This window comes from Polaribacter sp. ALD11, from assembly GCF_002831685.1.
Taxonomy (GTDB): Bacteria; Bacteroidota; Bacteroidia; order Flavobacteriales; family Flavobacteriaceae; genus Polaribacter.
In genome coordinates, this window is sequence record NZ_CP025119.1 from 2,129,723 (window position 1) to 2,149,331 (window position 19,609).

Here is a 19,609-nt window from a genome sequence, read left to right on the forward strand (position 1 = left end):
ACTAATAAGCTTTTTCTTCTCCTTTAAAAACATTTAAAACAGTTTGAATAATAATTTTAATATCTAAGAAAAAAGACCAGTTTTCGATATAAAATATATCTAAACGTACTCTGTTTTTTATATCTGTTTTTCTCTTTATCTCTCCTCTATAGCCACTTATTTGTGCCAAACCTGTGATACCTGGTTTAACAATATGTCTTTTTAAATAATCATCTACATCTTTTTGATATTCTAAAGAAAGGCTTTCTAAATGTGGTCTTGGACCAACAACACTCATGTTGCCTAACAAGACATTAAAAAACTGAGGTAATTCATCCATACTAGTTTTCCTTAAAAACGCACCTATCCTAGTAACTCTAACATCATTCTTGGTTGCATGAATTTTATCAGATTGTTCATTAACTTTCATAGATCTAAATTTATAACATATAAACTCACTTCCATTTATACCCTCTCTACCTTGTTTAAATATTAAAGGCCCTTTTGATTCTAACTTTACTAAAACCCACAAAATTGGCAATAACCAAGACAAAATAAAGACAATTACAAATAGAGAGAATAATATATCAAAAACTCTCTTTATATAAAAATTTTCAGCAAATTCAAAAGGAAGTTTATTTACATTTAAAACCATTATAGCATCATCATAATACTCTACACTTTGGTTTTTACTATACAATTCACTGGAATTAGGTATCAATTTTAAAACAATATTTTCATCAATAGCAAACTTATTAATATTTTTTATTTGATCTTTACTTAAAGAGGTTAGAGAACAATAGATTTCATCTACAACATTCTCTTTAACATATTTAAAAACATTTTCTAAGTCTCCTAAATAATTGTTATTCTTATAAGGTTTATCAGAAAAGAAACCTAAGTACTTATATCCTAAATTAGATTTACTTTCAAAAAGTTTAATAATATTATTTGCAGAATCATCAAAACCAACAACAATAGTTGTTCTAAAATTATTACCAAGTGCTCTATATTTTTTTAATAACAAAAGCCACATAAATTTAACTGTAGAAATACTTAAAATAATAGAAAATAAAATTAAAAACTGATTATGAACAATATCTCCTTCTCGAAAAACACCAAAATATGCAAAATACCCTAAAATAAAAATTGAAAATTGTTTTCCTAAGAGCGTAAAAACTCTTAGAATACTTGTATATCGGTATACTTTATAAAAGCCAAAAAAATAAGAGATAATCAGCCAAAAAAAGGAAATATAAGATAAAAAAGAAGTGTTTAAATACTCTTTATCAAAGATTAAATATACTATAATATTAATAACAAAAACATCTAATATTATTTGCAAAGGCCTAATTAAGAAAGAGTATCTTTTTTTCAATTTTCTTTTGTTTGTAACATTTTCTTTACTTCATACTTAAAGTGCTTCAGAAAATTCTGTTCTTCAAATTTTTTTGCGTGATTTCTAATCCATAAAGGATTAAAATGTTTTTCTATTGTCTTAAAAAAATCTAAAGCATTTTGTAAAGACTTCAAGTTTTGTTCTTCAAAAAATATTCCTGAAGATTCTTGGATATTATCTTTATTCTCTACCACCGTCTCTAAAGCCCCTCCTTTTTTATAAGCAATTACTGGTATGCCAAATGACATGACTTCTAAAGGTATCATGCCAAAATCTTCTTCACCAGGAAAAACCAATGCTTTCGATTTCTGAATATAATGTTCCAATTCAGATGCTTCTAAAAAACCTTTAAATTGAATATTCTTATTCGCTTTTCTAACTAGTTTCTCTTTTTCTGATCCATTTCCAATAATAATTAGCTTTTCACCATTTTTATTAAAACAATCCACTAACAAATCTACTTTTTTATATGGAGTTATTGCCCCAAAACTTAAAAAATATTCTTTCTTAATTTTTAAATTTAATGGTTTTTTAAATAGGTTTTGTGCAATTGGAGGGTAAACTACTTTCGCTTCCTTATTATAAAAGTGTTGTACTCTTTTTGCCACATTAAGTGAGTTTGCGATGTACAATTCTACATTTTCAATTGTTGTTTTGTCCCAATTTTTTAATCTATTAAAAAAGAAATTTGCAATAGGCCTAAGAAAAGGGTTTATCGATTTTAAGTATGTATCTGTATAACCCCAACAATACCTCATAGGGCTGTGTATGTAACAAATATGTTTCGCTTTCTTATTAATTTTAATTCCTTTTGCAGGACCAGATTCTGAAGATATAATCAAATCATAGTCTTCTTTAAGTTTTAATGATTTTACTGCAGAGGGATAAAGAGGAAATATTTTCTGATAATGTTTTCTAAAAAAAGGAGTATTGTATTTAGAAGTATATATATTATGTCCTTTTAAATAGTCTCCATAAGTGTCTATATCATAAAACAGTGTGTATATATCTGCTTCTGGATAAATTTTTAAGATAGACTCTACCACTTTCTCTCCACCTCTTCTAGTAATAAACCAATAATGTATTATTGCAACCTTCATGAACTTAACGTTTGCGTTTTTGAAAATAAAATAGGTTTACAAAATAACTATAAAATATTACCCCATCATGTCTACTAAGTATATTCTCTGTTAAAAAACCTGTAAATAATAACAAATTAAACATAATAAATAATTCATCTTTATTTCTAATTGAAATATTAAAAATATTAAAAATATTAAAAAAGAAAAATAAAATACCAAAAAGACCAGCTGCTAAAAATACTTGAAAATACTGGTTGTGAGAATTATAATGAAATAATTGATAAACATCACTTTTAATTTTTTGCTTATAACAAATATTAAGCTGATCATTTACATCACCAACTCCATAACCAAACAATAATGAATTTTTAATTAAAGAAGTAGAACAGTAGTATATTCCTGTCCTAATTTCTTCACTTGTCATATCTTTATGTTGTAACGCATATTTACCTTCAGGAAGGTCAAACTTAATTTTACTTTTAATCGAATCGAATTTTAAAAAAATATAAAACACACATGCAAAACCGAAAAGGCTTATAATAAGCAATCTATGTGTTTTTTTTAGTTGTTTTACTATATACAACATACCTAAAATTGAAGTAATAAATAATGGTAGTCTAGCAGCTATTGTAATTTGCCAATAAAAAAAATAACCAATTAAAACTAGAAATGGTAAATAATAGAAAATTCTATTAGACCTCTTTTTCTTAAAGATTTCGTTAATTAAAATTAATATTCCAAAACCGATCCACAGTGAGTAGTAAGTTCCATGAACTCTAGTATAGTCTTCAAATAGATTCCTATAATTCCAATTAGAAATAGTATCGGTTACTGTATAACTTAGGTGAAAATGAGTTATTAGTAATGACAAAAAAAGTGAGGTAATATAAACAATCTTAATTCTTCTAAACTGTTTAGAAGAAATTTCTGTATCATAAAAGAACCCTAAACATAAAGGAAACATTAAAATAGGTGCTGCCAAAATGATAAATCTTAGACTTTCTACATAGTTATCACTATACAAACTACTTAACAAGTATATAACAAACAATGAGGATAATAAAAGGATATCTTTAAGGTTATTATTGTGTTTTAGAATTCCTTTATCTCTTTTAAAATACAAGATAATAGATAAAATAAAAAAAACAATCATTAAAATACTTTCAACCACTTTTGGTAGAAGAGGAAATGCAGCTATTAGAGATAAAACTAGAGTCCATATATTTTTTAAACTTATCGTTTTCATACTTATTTACTATGAAGTTTTAAATAAATTTATATGTTTTTCTGCAGAAATTTTCCAAGAAAATTTTTTAGAGTGTATATATCCTTTTCCTATATATAATTCTCTTAAAGTATCATTACTTAAAACTTCTACAATTTTTTCTTTCAAGTCTACACTGTTTTTAGGATCGAAATAAATAGCACAATCTTGACCAACCTCAGGTAAACTTGCATAGCTAGAGCTTAAAACTACCGTTTTTGAAGCCATAGATTCTAAGATAGGCAAACCAAAACCTTCATATAAAGAAGGAAAAACAAAAAGGGCTGCTTTTTTATAAATTAATGGTAAAAATTTATCTTCTACAAAACCAGTAAATACAATATTCTTAGAAAGATCATTATCTTCAATAAATTTGAAAACTTTTTTATCTGGTGTAATAAAGCCATTTTTCTTACCTAAAATTAATAATTGATATTTCTCTTTAATATTTTTTGGCAGTTTTACATATGCTTCAAATAACGTTATTAAATTTTTGTGTGGTTTTACATTTCCTACAAAAAGAATATATTTCTCAGGCAATTTAAAGTTAATATCTTTATTATTAGTGTTAAAAAAAGACGCATTTACTCCTCCATAAATAACATTTAAACAGTTATTTTTAGGTTTTAGGAACCTAATTATTTCATTTTTAGAAAAATTAGAAACAGTAATAATTTTATCACTTTTATTTAACGCATTTAAATATAAAAATTTTGCATATTTTTTCTTTAAATAATTTATTTTTCCATCGAAAGCTAAATGATTCACATCATGTATCGTAGTAATATATTTACCTGCTTTCGTCGGAAAGATAGGAGTATTAAAATGAGGTGACCAAAAAATATTACAGCTTGGTATTACAAAAGGAAATGCTAATTGTTCTTCTATAGAATATATTTTTGCTGAAAAACTTATAATATTATTTTTTTCTTTGTTTTCAAAAACTACTAATTGTTTTTTGTCACCAAGTAATACTACGTTAAACTTATCTATAAAAAATGGAATAATATTCTTCAAATAGGTTCCTATTCCTGAATTATTTATCATTCGAGCATCAATAACAATTTTTTCTTTCATACCTTTTTTATTGATAAAGACATTAAAACCCCCAATAAGATCCATGGATATAGGAAGTATATTTGAACACCAAAAACAAAGAAGAATAAAAATATTAGCAAATATTTTTCATCATCCTCTCCTCTATTTTTTAATTTTATAAATAATTTATAAATAATAAATAAAAACAGTATTAGAATAACAAGACCTCCATCTACAAGTAACTGAACTAAACCTCCATAACCATGAGCATCAGTTTTGCCCGTTGGACTTCGGGGTATGAAGCCTAAATATTGTGGGTTATTCCTCATAATTGGATAATTTCCTAAACCAATTCCAAAAACAGGATTTTCAGACACCATTTTTGGGAAAATAAATAACCCTGCAATTCTCCCCATGACCAGGTTAACATCTCTTGGTCGCTCTTTCATCTCCCTTTTAACATTTACAATGTCATTAATATAGCCGTCACCTAATTTTACTATGACTAAAGAAACCAAAAGACCTCCTATTATAATAACCACTATGTTTAGTTCTCTCAACTTGTAATAAGCTATCTTATAATATATTAAAATATACCAAGTTATAATTAAAATTATACCTGCTTTTGATCTTGCAAGAAAAAAAACTACAAACACTAGAAAAAACCTACTTAGTATGTGATATTTATTCTTGTAAAAGAACGTTAATATAAATGTAAAAGAAACCATTAAGCCATAAGGTCCACCCTCTACATACCACCCTTTTAATCTTATTCCATGGTCATAGTATAAGTGATTGCTTTCATCGATAAAATTAAACTTTAATAAAGCAAAAATAATTGTATTTAATAAAGCGAAAAGCAAACAAAAATTAAAAATATATTTTATATAAACACTTATTTGTTGCTTTGTCTTATCTTTTAAAAACAAATATACCAAAGTAGCTAAATTAACACATGAAATTAATTCTAAGTATCTTCCTAAACTTATAAGATATGGTCTCTTTAAGATAGATACACTTTTAAGTAGAAAAAAATCTCTAAAAGGATTCATCGCTATAGATATTAATAACCAAAAAGTAAATAGACTTAAAAAAGACAAGCTCCATTTATTTACACTTTTCCTCAAATACAGAAATGGTGTAATTAATAATAACAGTAATTCAGATAATTTTATTACATCAATTTTTAATTCTGTAAATTGTATACAAAAAACTACAAATAAAACAAACAAGAAACTCTTAACTGAAAGCATTTTTACCTTATTTATAGTCATCTATTTTGTTTTAACAAATGGTATATAAAAAGGTAAAAAATTATAATTCTTTTTCACATAAATTATACCCAATCCATTAGTTAATAATATTGAAAAGCCAGTAGAAATAGCAGCACCTGTTATACCATATTTTGGAATCAATATTAAATTAAGAATAATGTTTATGGTAGCGGCTAAGAATGTTATTATTCCAAAAACCTTCTGTTTCCCTGTCATATTTAAAATTAAATCTACAAAACCAGAAGTCGCATACAGAAATTGACAGATAGAAAGTATTACAACTGCCTCGACAGCCTTTAAGTACTCTTCTCCAAAAAAAAGTAATATATCTTTTGAAAAAATTAGAATTAAGATTAAAATTGGAAAAGTAACACAAAGTACAATTTTAGAAGATTTTACTATTAGCGGTTTAATTTCAGAGGTTCTTCCTTCTGAAAAGAAATTTGATATTTTAGGACCAACAACCGCCCCAAAAATGATTAAAAAGATTGCATTTAGACCAGAAACTTGAGTAACAATTCTATATATCCCTACATTTTCACTAGAATCAAAGTAGCCTAACATTAAAGTATCTACAGAAAAAATTATAAAAATCATTGATGAACTTAGCATCATTGGAAAGCTTTCTTTCAAAAGCATACTATATCTACTCTCTTTATAAGGCTTAGAATAGCGAATAGGCAAAATTTTAAAGATTGATGCAAAAAAAGCAATAACAAAACTTATAAATAGGCTTAGAACCAAAAATAGTTCGCTTTTAGAGAAAAAAAGATACCCAAATATTAGGGCCGTTATAAAAACTAAGTTGTTTAAAAATGAACTAACAATAGAGAATGCTAAAATTTTCCCTTGTCCTTTTAAAACATTACTATTATAGTTCAAAAACACTGCAAATACAAGAATAAATGGAAAGTAAGTTAAATAGATTTCCAAATTCTGATCTCCAAATATTGAGATTGCAATTTCCCTCTTAAATACCAATAGAATTGCAGTGAAAATTATTGAAGTAAAAATTAGTATGTAGTACGATTTCTTAAAAAAGTCAGTTTTAAAAAGTCCCTTATCAAAATGATTTCTATCTGATGAAAGTTTTGTGGCAAATGTATTTAAACCTAAAGTATTAAAAATTATGAAAACTAAAATTAATGACTTTATGATTGAATAGCGCCCATAAGCCGCTGCTCCGTAAAATTTTGTAATAAGTATTGCCAAAAAATAAACGATACATAAATTTAAACCATAAAAAATAAAATTTAACCCTCCTTTTTTAATTAGCTCAAATAAGTCTTTGTCATTATTTTTAATTGTGCTTAGATACTTTTTCATTTTTTGGTTGTTTCTCGAAGAAAAATAACTTCCAACTTAATTATTCAAGTTTTCCGTCTTTAACAGAAGTAATAATTTCCTCTTCTTTCAATATCCAATCAATATTCAAATCTAAATCATTATAAGTAACTCCAATTTCAGATTCCTTATTATAATAATTATCGCACTTATAAGAAAAAATGGTATTGTCTTCTAAAGTTATAAAACCATGTAAAAAGCCTCTAGGCACAAACAGTTGTTTGTTATTTTCTTCAGATAATTCTATTGAAAAATGTTTTCTGTAAGTTGGGGAATCTTTTCTTACATCAACCGCTACATCTAAGACTTTTCCTTTTACAACTCTCACCAGTTTTGCTTGCCCAAATGCTCCTTTTTGCATGTGCAAACCTCTTAATACTCCTTTCTGAGAAGTCGATTGATTGTCTTGTACAAAATCGATATCTAGACCTGTTTCTTCTTTAAATATTTTCTTATTAAATACCTCGAAAAAACTTCCTCTGTTATCTCCAAAAATTTTTGGTTCTATGATAAAACAACCTTTTAGAAATGTTTCTATTACTTTCATTAAATTTTAACAATTTCAATTATCGTATTAAGTTCTTATCGAACTTCGTATTCTTTATTTCCGTTTTAAAATAATTATTGTTACTAGTTTATAATTATTTTAAGAGACAAACATACAATTTTAGTGGTTGAAATTATTAAATTTCATTTTTTTTAGCATATTAGAATAACTAACTAAAAAATTAGATAATTATTGTAAGAAAAAGAGCTTTAATTATTTCTACTGAAAAATATAGTATTTCTGAGTACATCTTGCTGCACTCGCACTTCTAACAAAGTCGAAACCTATAGTAATCATATGAGAACCAACATTAAAGGCTTGTATTTTGTTTGTATTAATACCAAAGCCATAAGAAAGATATAAATCGCCTCTTTTTACCCCCACTATTGGCGCAATACTATTTGGTGTAAAAAATTGATCATTTAAAAAGTTATAACTAAGACCCGCCCAAATATATCCATTGCTTGTTTTTTTTCTAAGTTTAATATTAAGATCTGTTCTAGATCTTTTATCAGCCTCAAAATGTTCAATAAAAATAGAAGGCTCTAATTCATAATCGGCAGAAAATTTATTAAAAATGTAATAACTAAATGAAGAATACCTTCGTGAAACCAAAGGCTCTCCATTTAGATACCTATTCTTATCTTTATTTAAGAGATTAGAAATATTTAAACTGGTACCAAAGTGGTTAAATCTATATAGAAAACTTACATCAAAATTAGACGAATTTATGTTCCTATTATCTGATACAGAAGAATCTGGACTAGAAAATTTACCTGTATCAATTTTAAACATATTATAGCTATAAGTAAGACCAAAAGAGAAAAAACTATCATTAAACCTACTTAAAGTTAAGTGGCTCGCAAAAGTTAACTTTACACCTTGCTGAGAGGTGTTTCCATTTTTATCATTAAATACTACTAGGCCGGTACCAAATCTATCTCCAATTCTATTTTCTATTGAAACTGAAGCTGTTTCTGGTGCATTTTTAACCCCTAACCATTGAGACATTCCGTTTACTCTAACTCTTAACCCAGAACCTATTCCTGCATATGCAGGCGTAATAATAAAAGGGCTATCCCCCATGTAGTTAAGGTATTGAGGCAAGTTATTTTCCTGACCAAATAAACCTAAACTGCTTATTAAGCATAAAAAAATTATATATATTTTCCTCATAATTATTATCTATAAAGGGTAAAGTTTCTTATTATTTTCTGTTCAGCACCTAGGCTATCTGTGTAATAGATAATCGCCCAATAATCTCCTGTTGGCATTGGTTTACCATTGTAAATTCCATCCCAACCTTGTTGAATTCCTGTAAATTCTTTTAACAACCTACTATACCTATCATAAATGGAAACTCTTAAATTATGATATGATTCTACTTCTTCTGGATACCAATAATCGTTTTCATTATTATTATTTGGTGTAAAGAAATTTGGAATCATAATTGGGATAAAGTTTCCTTTTACTTTTGTCGAAACCTCACAACCTCTAGCGTCTTTAACTGTTATTGTATACTCTTCGGTAACATGAATTAAGAAAACATTATTAGTATCAAATTCTCCGCCATTTAAACTAAAAGTATAAGGTGGTGTTCCTCCGTAAGAGTCTGCAATTAGCGTATTCTTAGTAGCTGTATCTATAACTAGTTCAAGCGTACCAATATCTTCAACTATTATTTCTGAAGTTACAAAACATCCCTTTACATGGGTTGCTTTTATCTCATAGGTTCCTGGAGCTAAATGCTTGTAAACACCATGACTTTGCGGATTTAAACCATTAATTGTATAGGTAATTTCGTTTTGATATTCAGAATTTACTATTCTTGAGGAAATAGTAGCACCATCTGCACATGTATATACGAGATTTGGGGATAAGATTAAATTTATTGATGGCTGTAGCGTAACAGCAACAGTCTTCTCACATCCATTTTTACCTTTAACCACAACTTTATATGTTTTTCCTCCCTCTAAATTTGAAAAAGAAAACTGATTTTCTACAAAAGTACCTTCATCTAATTTTGTAAAATAAGGTGCTTCATCTCCCGAAATATCCAATTCAAAAGAACCATTAGAATCTGTACTACAAGTAACTTCAACAATATTCTTTGGTGTAACAATTAATTCTAAAGGCTCTTTAATAATTACCGTTTCTTTAATTGGTTCACAGCCCAAATCATCTTTTACAAAAACAGTGTAAGTTCCTGCAAGTAAATTACTAAAAACATTTGTCGTTTTATAATTTATACCATCGATACTATACAAGTAATCGCCTCTTCCTCCTTTTGCATTCATCGTTATCGAACCATCGCTTTCACCGTAACATAGATTATTTACGACTTGTATTGGTCCGTCAAACAATAAAGGATCTGGGTTATCTATATTAATATCTTTTTCAATTTTACAACCATTAGTGTGCAAAACCGTAAGTTTATAAATACCTGTTGCTAAATCTTTAAATTCTCCTGAAGCTTGCGCAGTACCTCCATCTAAAGAATACAGCACATTACTTGCCAAAGAAGGCGCTACAGATGCACTTATTGTGGTTAAGTAATTCTTACAATTTAATGTGGTGTCTGTAGTTAGATTTAAATCGACTCCTTTTTGTAAAGTAACAGTTACAGAAGTTTCGCAACCGCTCGTGTCTTCAACAAAAACAGTATAAGTCTTTCCTCCTAATAGATTCGTAAAGTCGAGTTTACCTTCTACAAAAACACCGTTGTTTAACTTTGTTTTATAAGGTGCTGTTCCTCCTTCAATTTTTATAGAAAAAGATCCATCATCATCTTCAAAACAGGTTTCTTCGGTTACATTAATTACAGAAGCTACAAGAGCTAAAGGCTCTTTAATAATAACTGTTTCCATAATAAAACAACCACTTTCATCTTGTACAATTACATTATAAGTTCCTGCAGATAGATTTGTAAACTTATTCGTATTTACATATTTAACTTCATCTATACTATAAATTAAATTACCTGTTCCTCCTTTTGCATTAATTGTTATCGTTCCATTTTTCCCTTCAAAACACGTAACATTTTCCACTTCTGTAGGAGCTGTTAATTCTAATAGTTTTGGTTCTACAATTGTAGTTGGCAGCGTTGTAAACTCACAATCTTCACTGGTAACTTTAATTTTATAGGTTCCAGCGCCTAGATTATCAAATATATTTGATGTTTGCTTTGGTCTAAGAACCACATCAGTACTGTTTAATAACTCAAACTTATAATTACCTAAACCTCCTGAGGCTATTGCAGAAATAATTGCATTTTCTTCTGTTGCACAACTTATTAGAGATGCTTCTACATTTAACACAGCAGATAATGGTGTTACCGCTTGTGTATTAATAGTTGCTGAAGCTTCTGAAACACAATCGTTTTTATCCTTTGCATAAAACTGATGATTGCCTGGACCGACGTTAAAAACATTGCTACTTACAAAGTTAATTCCGTCTGAACTGTAGGTATAGCCACCAGAGCCTCCTGCTGCAGAAACTTCTACAGAGGTTAAAGTAACCAAACAAGAAATTGAATTTGTTACAGCAACTTTTGTAACTACTTTTGTTGGTTGACTTATGGAAACCGGCAGTGTTAAAGTACAAGAAAAATCATCTGAAACAGTTACTGTATACGCTCCAGAAGATAAGTTCTTAAAAATATTTGAACTTTGTTTTACTGAAATACTTTCTCCATTTTTTTGGATTTGATACCAGTAATTTGGTGGATTTCCTTGTCCGCCAGAAGCAACATCAACTGTAATTTCAGCACCAAGACCTCCATTACAAACTATTGATTGTGTTTCTGACCAAGTTGCAGCGATTGGTGTTGGGTTTTTTAACGCTATACTTTTAGTAACCTCGCAACCATTTTTATCTTTAACAATTACATTGTACGTAGCTGCTGGCAGATTTTCTATAGAATTATTAGCATTAAAATCTTTAACAATACTTCCTGAAGAAGTAGTTACCTTGTATTGGTATTCTCCCCAACCACCAGTAGCATTAATTAAAATTGCACCACTTGTAGCAGTATTACAATCTATTTCTTTTTTAGTAATGGTAAAATCTAAGACACTTACTGGGTTTTCTATGCTAAACACTTCAGATTTTACGTCACAAAAAGGTGTGTCTGTCATTTTTATCTGTGCATAATACTCACCAGCTTCTAAAGCGTTAACAACCGTTACTCCTCCTGACGAAGTTCCTGATAATAATGTTGCGTTTCCAGAAACACTGTTATACAGAACATAACTATAAGCACCTGAATAAGGTGTAGATGCGCTAAAATTGAATGAAATTTTACCAGTTTTGCTTCCAAAACAAGAAACATCATTTAGTGTATTAACTTCTAATTGAAATTTAGCAACTTCTTTTACTATATGACTGGTTTCTAAACTACAACCTGTTGTTAGATTAGTAACTGAAGCCGTATACGTATCTTCTGGTAAATCTGTAAAAACACCCGTATTGTTTGTATCAGTAAAACCTTTAATACCTGTAATTGTATAACTTACGTTTGGTATTGGTAATGTAGATGTATAGGTTATTGTTAATTTTTCGCCTGTTGCACAATCTAATTTTTTATCGACTGTAACTGCTACTGAAGATATTTCTGCAAAAGGTTTAATACTTGCGTTTGTAGTTCCTATACAGCCACTAGCATCATATACATTTATAGTATAATTTCCGCCGTTCTTATTATTAGAAAAATAAATGGCTTCCTTTCCTCTTTGAACGATAATATCATCTGTAATCTCTGGCGTTCCTTTATTGTCTATAAACTCGAATATTGTATAAGAACCACTTCCACCAGTAATTGAAGAAGTATCTATAGAAATACTAGCATTTTCATTTGTGTTTTCTTTAGCACATAAAAATTCGGTTACCGTTGGTGTTGGTACTACAATTGCATCAAATTCGTTAACCTTAATAGTTGTTTGATTAGTGCTACATTCATTAGAACCTACAGCTTTTATTGTATAGTCTCCTGGTTTTACATTTATAAAACTATTTGAAGGAATATCGAAAGTTCCTGAAACAGGATTGATGCTATACGTATAATCTACACTTTTGTTTAAGTTTGTTAAAGCTATTGTGCCTGAATTACTACCACTACAAGAACTATCTGTAACGGTATAACTAAAAGTAGGAGAAGCTACCTCTAATATTTTAACTGGTATTGTTTTAGGGCAACTATTACCTAAAGCATCACTTGCGTTATTATCGTATACAATAATCTCATATTCACCTGCATTTTGTAAACTAATAGTTTGTGGGTTCGTTGTTAGCTTCCCTTTTGAGATACTACCAGGACCTGAACTATTTTTTACTTCAAAATCATAATCACCAGAACCATTCTTTACATTAATTACAACTTCAGCATTTGGAGACGGAGAACAATCTAAATTTTTTGTTATAGTTGCTTCAAAAACTAAAGTAGGTACTATGGTTACGATCTGTGTACCACTTTCACAACCATTGCTATCTTTTATTTTTACTGTATAATCATCTGCTGGTAAATTATTAAATAATGATAAAGTTTGATAAGTTGCACCACCATCTATAGAATAATAGTAAGGTGTTAATCCTTTATCTCCAGAAACTTCTATTGTTTTGTCTGTATCGCAACTATTAGCTTTTACAGAAGCTATCTCTGGGCTTTCGCTAACTAACATATCAACAGTACCTAAATCTTTTGCACAACCTGAAGCATCTGTTACATTTACAGTAATTACTATAGGATCTGTTAGGATATCAATATTTGCTAAAGGAACTTCTATAAATAGATTAGAACTTACAATATCTGCTTTAAAATTAGGACTACTAAGCGTAAATTCATAACCACCAAAACCACCTTTAATAGTACTAATTTCTACCAAACCAGGTAGCGCACATGTAATATCTCTAGAATTTGATACGGTACCAACTATTTCTGCACCTCTTTTTATAGAAATCGTTTTACTTCCCCAAGAACAACTTGCACCCTGAGTAATTACCATATAATAATCTCCTGATGCTAAGTTTGAAACAGTAATATCACTTGTATCTAACTGATTTCCACTTTTAATAGAAGTAACAGTTACTGCATCAAACAACTCCCAATCTATTTGTCCAGTTAACGGCTTTAACGAATCATCAATAGAAAAGGAAACTTCTCCTGTATCTGAAGTAAAGCAAGCATCTTTTGTTACGTTTCCTGTAACTTTAATGTCTGGTGTGTATGAATCATACACATCTACACTATTTTGTTTTATACAACCAGTAGCATCTTTTACATAAAACACATAACTTAAACCAGGAGTAAGGTTGGTAAATGTAAATTGATCTGAATTTGATGGACTTGGCGTTTGCCAATTTGTATCCGAATTAATAGCAAATTGATAAGGTCCAAAACCATCTTTTGCCTCTACAATAACGCTAAACCCATCTGCACAAGTCCCTCCTGCATCGGCACTTACTACTAAATTTGAAACTGGATACGGAATAGTGTAGGAGTCTAAAAGCTTTTCACATCTTAAGGTGGTTCCGTCTGCTTCCACAATTCTAATTGCCGGAAACACCTCTGTACCAGAAGGAATATCCATAAAAATTGGTGATGGTAACCAATTAACACCGTTATCTTTACTGTATTGTAAAGTATATGGGGCATATGAATTAGTTACTACAAATTCGAAACCAAAGTTTGAAGAATCGGCTTCACAACCAGGTGGTAATATAGGACTTATAACAGCCTCTAAAGCTATTGGTGTTACAATTGTAGCTGTTGTTGTTTCTATACAACTATCACTTCCAGTAATTTTAACAGTGTAATCTCCTCCCAAAAGGTTTATAAAATCTCTTGTTGTATTAAAGTAATTGTTTATAGTTTCTGAATATCCAGATGTATTGCTAATTTCAATTTTATATGGTGCTAATCCTCCAGAAATAGCAACCTCTATTTTTCCTTTTTCTCCAAAACATTTAGGGTCTGTTGAAGTTGCAACAACTCCTAAATCTGGTGTTTTACTAATGGTTACTGTTTTAACAAACTCACAATAATCACCTAATCCTGCTTTATCTCTTACATACACATCAAAATCACCAGCTGCCGTAATGGCTTTTGTGTTTGTGTTTCCAAAATTAGTTGCTGTTACAGTAGTTCCCTTTACTACAAATGCATACACGTAATTTCCGTCTCCGCCAGTAGCATTTACGGTAATATTACCATCTATACAGTTTACATCATTTGTAAGTACTGTTGCATTTAATTGCGGTAATATAACATGATTTGAGGTAGTAACTTCACAGTCTAACTTGTCTTTAACTTTTATGGTGTAAGAATTAGGTAGTAAGTTTTTAAATGTATACGTATTAGAGGTTGTACTCTCTGGTAATTGCCAAGGGCCATTATTAATACTAAATAGATAGTTTTCATTTCCTTTGGTAACCGTAACCTCTATTTCTCCATTAGAACCATCGTAACATTGGGTACTTGTTGTTGTATATTCTAAAGCTGATGTAGGTTCTATTTTAATTGTAGCAGTAGTTGCAGCAACACAGCTACTGGCATCTTTTGCTTGTATTGTGTACGTACCTGCATCTAAGTTAGAAAATTTATTTAACCATGTTGCCCCATTATCTATACTAAATTCATAAGGAGGTGTTCCGCCTGAAGCGGTTGGTGTTATAATTGCATCTGCACCTTTACAAGATAAATTAGTTGTAACTGTAGCAGCAACTGTTATTTTTGTTGGCTCTGAAATAGTTTTGGTTCCAAGGTCTAAAATACAAGAATCTGACTTTATTTGTATTGAATAATCTCTTGCATCTAAACCACTAATAGTTACAGGAGAACTTGTTGCAGGAATCCAACTTCCTCCGTTTAAAGAATATTCAAAACTAGCATTGAAGTTTTCTACAGAAAGTTTTATTTCTCCATCTGAACCCAAATTACATTTTACATTTCTGGTACTTAAAACCTCACCAGCAAAAGCCTTATTCGGTTTAACTACAGCTGTAAAAGTTTCTACACATTTAGACCCATAATTAACCGCTATTGTATACGTATCTGAAGGTAATTTATCAAACACATTATTGTTTGTTGCGGCACCGCCATTAATACTATAAGTATAAAAAGTGTCTAAAGGCAATACCGTAATTGTACCTTCACCAGAACAGTTATAAGTTATATCTGAAGTAAATACAGGTGTAATTGGTAATGGTTTAAGTTCTATATCTTGTAATTTTAAAACACATTTATTAGCGTCTTTAATAGCTAAAGAATAGGTTCCTTCAGATAGCCCTGAAAATGTTTTTTGTGACACATAATTACTACCATCTATACTAAATTTATAAGGAGCTGTTCCTCCAGAAGGAGTATCAAAAGATATTTCACCAAAACCTTCGCAAGTATATTCTTTGGTTAAACTGGCTGCACCTTTTAATTTATCTGGTTCTGTAACTGTAATATTTTTCTCATAGGTACAAACATCTAAACCTTTAGAGGCATTAATTTTAATTGTATAGTCTCCTGATTCTAAATTATTAAAACTACCAGAAGGCTTGTAACTTACACCATTATCTATACTATATTCTAAAGTGTACCCTTGCAAACTACCGTCTACAGAAAGACTGATGCTACCATTAGATCCTTCAAAACAACTATTGTTTTTAATATCTTCTTTAAAAATTAAATCTGGTTCTTTGCCTATGGTAACTTCATTAGAAATAACCCAACAGTTATTAGCATCCATTACTAAAAACTCAAAAGTACCTATCTTGTCTTCTTTAACGTCGTAGCTATTCCCTGTAAAAAAAGCATCAATAGGAATATCGTTTGGTGAGCTATAAAAATCGAGTCCGTTATGAGACCAAATTGCATAATTATAAAGAGGTGTACCGCCAGAAGTATTCAGTTCTATAATACCATCTGAACAATTAACATCTTTAACAACCACCGCAGAAAAATCTAAAGGAGTTGGCTTTGTAAAAGTAACGTTTCCAACAAAAACACAACTATTAGGGGCAGTAACTTCTACGGTATACTCTCCTTCTTCAGAAACTTCGAAACTATGGTCGTTGTCTGCAATAGGCCCTGTATTTCCTAGAGCGGCTCCATCTTTTGTTAATTTATAGGTATAATCTCCAGGTATATTGTCTACTTGAACTCTAATTTCTCCCTTAGAATCTGAACATAAAATAGGTTCTGTTATTAATTTTACGTCAATATTTTTTTCTAAAATATCGATATTGTTAACTGTATAAACACATGAAGTAGCAGAACCTCCTTTTTTTCTAATAAATAGAGAATAACTTCCTAAGGCTCCAATATTAAATAAATTGTCATCTTGAAAAGACCCAACACTATTTGTTAGACTAAACTCATAATTATCTGGTATGTTGTTAACAGTTATACTTCCTGGAGTACCACAAATAATGTCTTTTGTTACAATTTGTGGGGTTAAAGTAGCTTTAAAAACATTAAAGTAAAAACGTTTAAAACATCTTCCTTGATACCGAATTTCTAACCTATATTGGCCAGGTTCCTTTGCTGTAAAATCATTGCCAGTTTTTTCGGTATTCCAAGTACAAGAGTTATCTACATTAGCACAATCTTCACCTACTACTGCACCACAAGAATTCTCATCTAATTTCTGCCAAATTATGGCGTCTGAATTATCTATACTTGTTTCTATTTCTTTTATACTTCCATCTCCACATAAATATATTTCTGTTAATTTACTACCATCATTGGGGCACGTTTTAATTTTATCTGCATACGCTAAAAGCGGATTCTCTTGTGCATTAAAAGAGACTACATTTACTATTTCTGAGGTACTTATACAACCTACAGGAGCAATCTTATTAACAGTATAAGTACCCGTATTTAACACCGTTACACTTTGACTATTACCAATAACGTCTCCTGCTTCATTTTTCCATTCATAAGAAATAAAACCATTTCCTGCAGTTAAAGTTATATCTGCAGAACACAATACCTCATCTCTTTCATAACTACAACCAGATACATCCGCTAAAAAATTGGAAGGCCCTACCAATCCAACATTACATGTATTTACACCATAAAAACTAGGGTCTTCATTTATAATTATACGACTTTTCTCACCTCTATAACTTGCAATTACTTGGTTTTCTATTCTGTTAGAGCAAACGTCTCTTAAGTCGTTACAGTTTTTTACAACTTGAACCTTTAACCTAATATTGTATAAAGGATCTCCAATTTCTACTAAATCATCTGGAATTGTAAAACGTAAAACACCTCTAAATTCATTGGCTGAAACAGGTGGTTCATAAGTGTATGTTACGCCAGGTGGCACTACTATATCTGATTCTACTAAATCAACATTTTTTGGTAATCTATCTATTAATTCCGTTCCTAAAGCATTGTCATTTCCTTTGTTTCTAAAACTTATATTGTACCAAATTAATCCTCCTAAATCAACATCACCTCCAGAAATATCGTTATTATTTCCGTCGTCAATTGTTTTTATGAGTTCTATATCTGGCTCTATAATATCAATACTCATTGCATTTAAAAAAGCCCAATACACATCTTGTGTAGATTTAAATTTTATAGCTGCTTCTGTTTGTCCGTTACTAATTAGCCTATTATTTACATTGTTTATGCTAAATAAATCTGCATCAAAACCTAACGTATTTTCACTACTCGGTTCCCTTCCGTTTAAAAAAGCATCATTTAAAGTTATAGAACCGTTAAAGAAGTTATATTCGGGGTTTAAGTAAGGAGTAGAAAAGTTTCGATAAACACCGTAAATATCTTTCATTTTAAACTGATCTCCTTGAATAGCTCTATCTCCTTCTAAAGCAGCAACTAGCATTTTTGCCTTTACGGGTCCATTAGGAATGGTCGTAAACCCAGAGTAAGAAATGTCAACTTCTGTTCCTCCACCCACACTAGAAAAACCATCAAAAATAGAAATTCTTCTACTAGGCTCTAATTCATTTTCATAAATCACAACCATTATCCAACCTCCAGAAGAACCTAAACGTCCTCTATCATCCCTTCCTACTGTAGCTTTTATGTTTGCTGCATAGTAATCTCCATTAGGGTCCCCTAATGAACTAACCAATGATGTTACATCACTGTAACACATATATGGTTTTGATTCATCTTCACCATCATCATAAACAATATCTCCTGTTATGTCTAAATATTCCCCACCTGGAAGTTTAAATTTAATTTCATTAAAGTCAGTGTCTCTTGCCCCATAATTAATAGTCCAATGTTTTCTTGGGTATACAGCTGCCCAATACAAGCCTGCAAAAACCACTTTAGAACAACCTGGTAAGTCTAATGCAGATTTACTTGAAGAGAATGTTTTAGGGTCAGAATCTATATCAATATATTCCATATTAATTAGACCATTACCGTCATAACCATTATAATCATCGTTGGCTCTTGTACCATCTTGATGTTTACTAACAATACTGTTGGCAACAAAGGTAATGTCACCTTTTAAATTGATACCTCCGTTAGACAGCCTTTGCTTAAACGCAATGTCTTTTGCACGGTTAATTTTTGTATCTTTTTCTGTTTTTTGAACTTGCTGATCTTTAGATTGAGAATAAAAATCGACTCCTGCTGTTTGAATAATTAATATAAACAACAGTAATTTACTGCTTTGTAATAGTTTTTTCATGCTTAGGGTATGAAATTAAGGG

The 19,609-nt window shown here is 29.9% G+C and carries 9 protein-coding genes; all 9 read right to left on the reverse strand.

The features are described 5' to 3' along the window. Nucleotide 1 precedes the first annotated feature (1 nt). Nucleotides 2-1,357 (reverse strand): undecaprenyl-phosphate glucose phosphotransferase, encoded by a 1,356-nt coding sequence (locus CW731_RS09475; protein ID WP_100946496.1) that lies wholly within the window; start codon nt 1,355-1,357, stop codon nt 2-4. After that, nucleotides 1,354-2,478 carry a glycosyltransferase gene (locus CW731_RS09480; RefSeq protein ID WP_100946497.1) on the reverse strand — a complete coding sequence of 375 codons (1,125 nt, stop codon included), beginning with the start codon at nt 2,476-2,478 and terminating at the stop codon, nt 1,354-1,356. The genes CW731_RS09475 and CW731_RS09480 overlap by 4 nt, the downstream gene beginning before the upstream one ends. Before the next feature lie 4 nt (nt 2,479-2,482). Next, nucleotides 2,483-3,706 (reverse strand): O-antigen ligase family protein, encoded by a 1,224-nt coding sequence (locus CW731_RS09485; protein WP_100946498.1) that lies wholly within the window; start codon nt 3,704-3,706, stop codon nt 2,483-2,485. A 9-nt stretch (nt 3,707-3,715) separates the two neighbouring features. Continuing rightward, a complete protein-coding gene (locus CW731_RS09490; protein ID WP_198519805.1) occupies nt 3,716-4,801 on the reverse strand; it encodes a glycosyltransferase family 1 protein in 1,086 nt (361 codons plus the stop codon). Then, entirely contained in the window at nt 4,798-5,814 is a 1,017-nt protein-coding gene (locus CW731_RS09495) for a hypothetical protein (RefSeq protein WP_157812217.1), read from the reverse strand. The genes CW731_RS09490 and CW731_RS09495 overlap by 4 nt, the downstream gene beginning before the upstream one ends. A 222-nt stretch (nt 5,815-6,036) precedes the next feature. Beyond that, entirely contained in the window at nt 6,037-7,362 is a 1,326-nt protein-coding gene (locus CW731_RS09500; RefSeq protein WP_100946501.1) for an oligosaccharide flippase family protein, read from the reverse strand. A 40-nt stretch (nt 7,363-7,402) separates the two neighbouring features. Further along, the gene (rfbC, locus tag CW731_RS09505; RefSeq protein ID WP_100946502.1) at nt 7,403-7,927 is read right to left on the reverse strand and encodes a dTDP-4-dehydrorhamnose 3,5-epimerase; all 525 of its coding nucleotides are present in this window, start codon (nt 7,925-7,927) and stop codon (nt 7,403-7,405) included. A 219-nt stretch (nt 7,928-8,146) separates the two neighbouring features. Continuing rightward, on the reverse strand, nt 8,147-9,103 hold the full coding sequence (locus tag CW731_RS09510; RefSeq protein ID WP_100946503.1) for a type IX secretion system membrane protein PorP/SprF: 957 nt from the start codon (nt 9,101-9,103) through the stop codon (nt 8,147-8,149). A gap of 5 nt (nt 9,104-9,108) precedes the next feature. After that, nucleotides 9,109-19,587 carry a T9SS type B sorting domain-containing protein gene (locus tag CW731_RS09515; protein ID WP_100946504.1) on the reverse strand — a complete coding sequence of 3,493 codons (10,479 nt, stop codon included), beginning with the start codon at nt 19,585-19,587 and terminating at the stop codon, nt 9,109-9,111. Nucleotides 19,588-19,609: the final 22 nt, after the last annotated feature.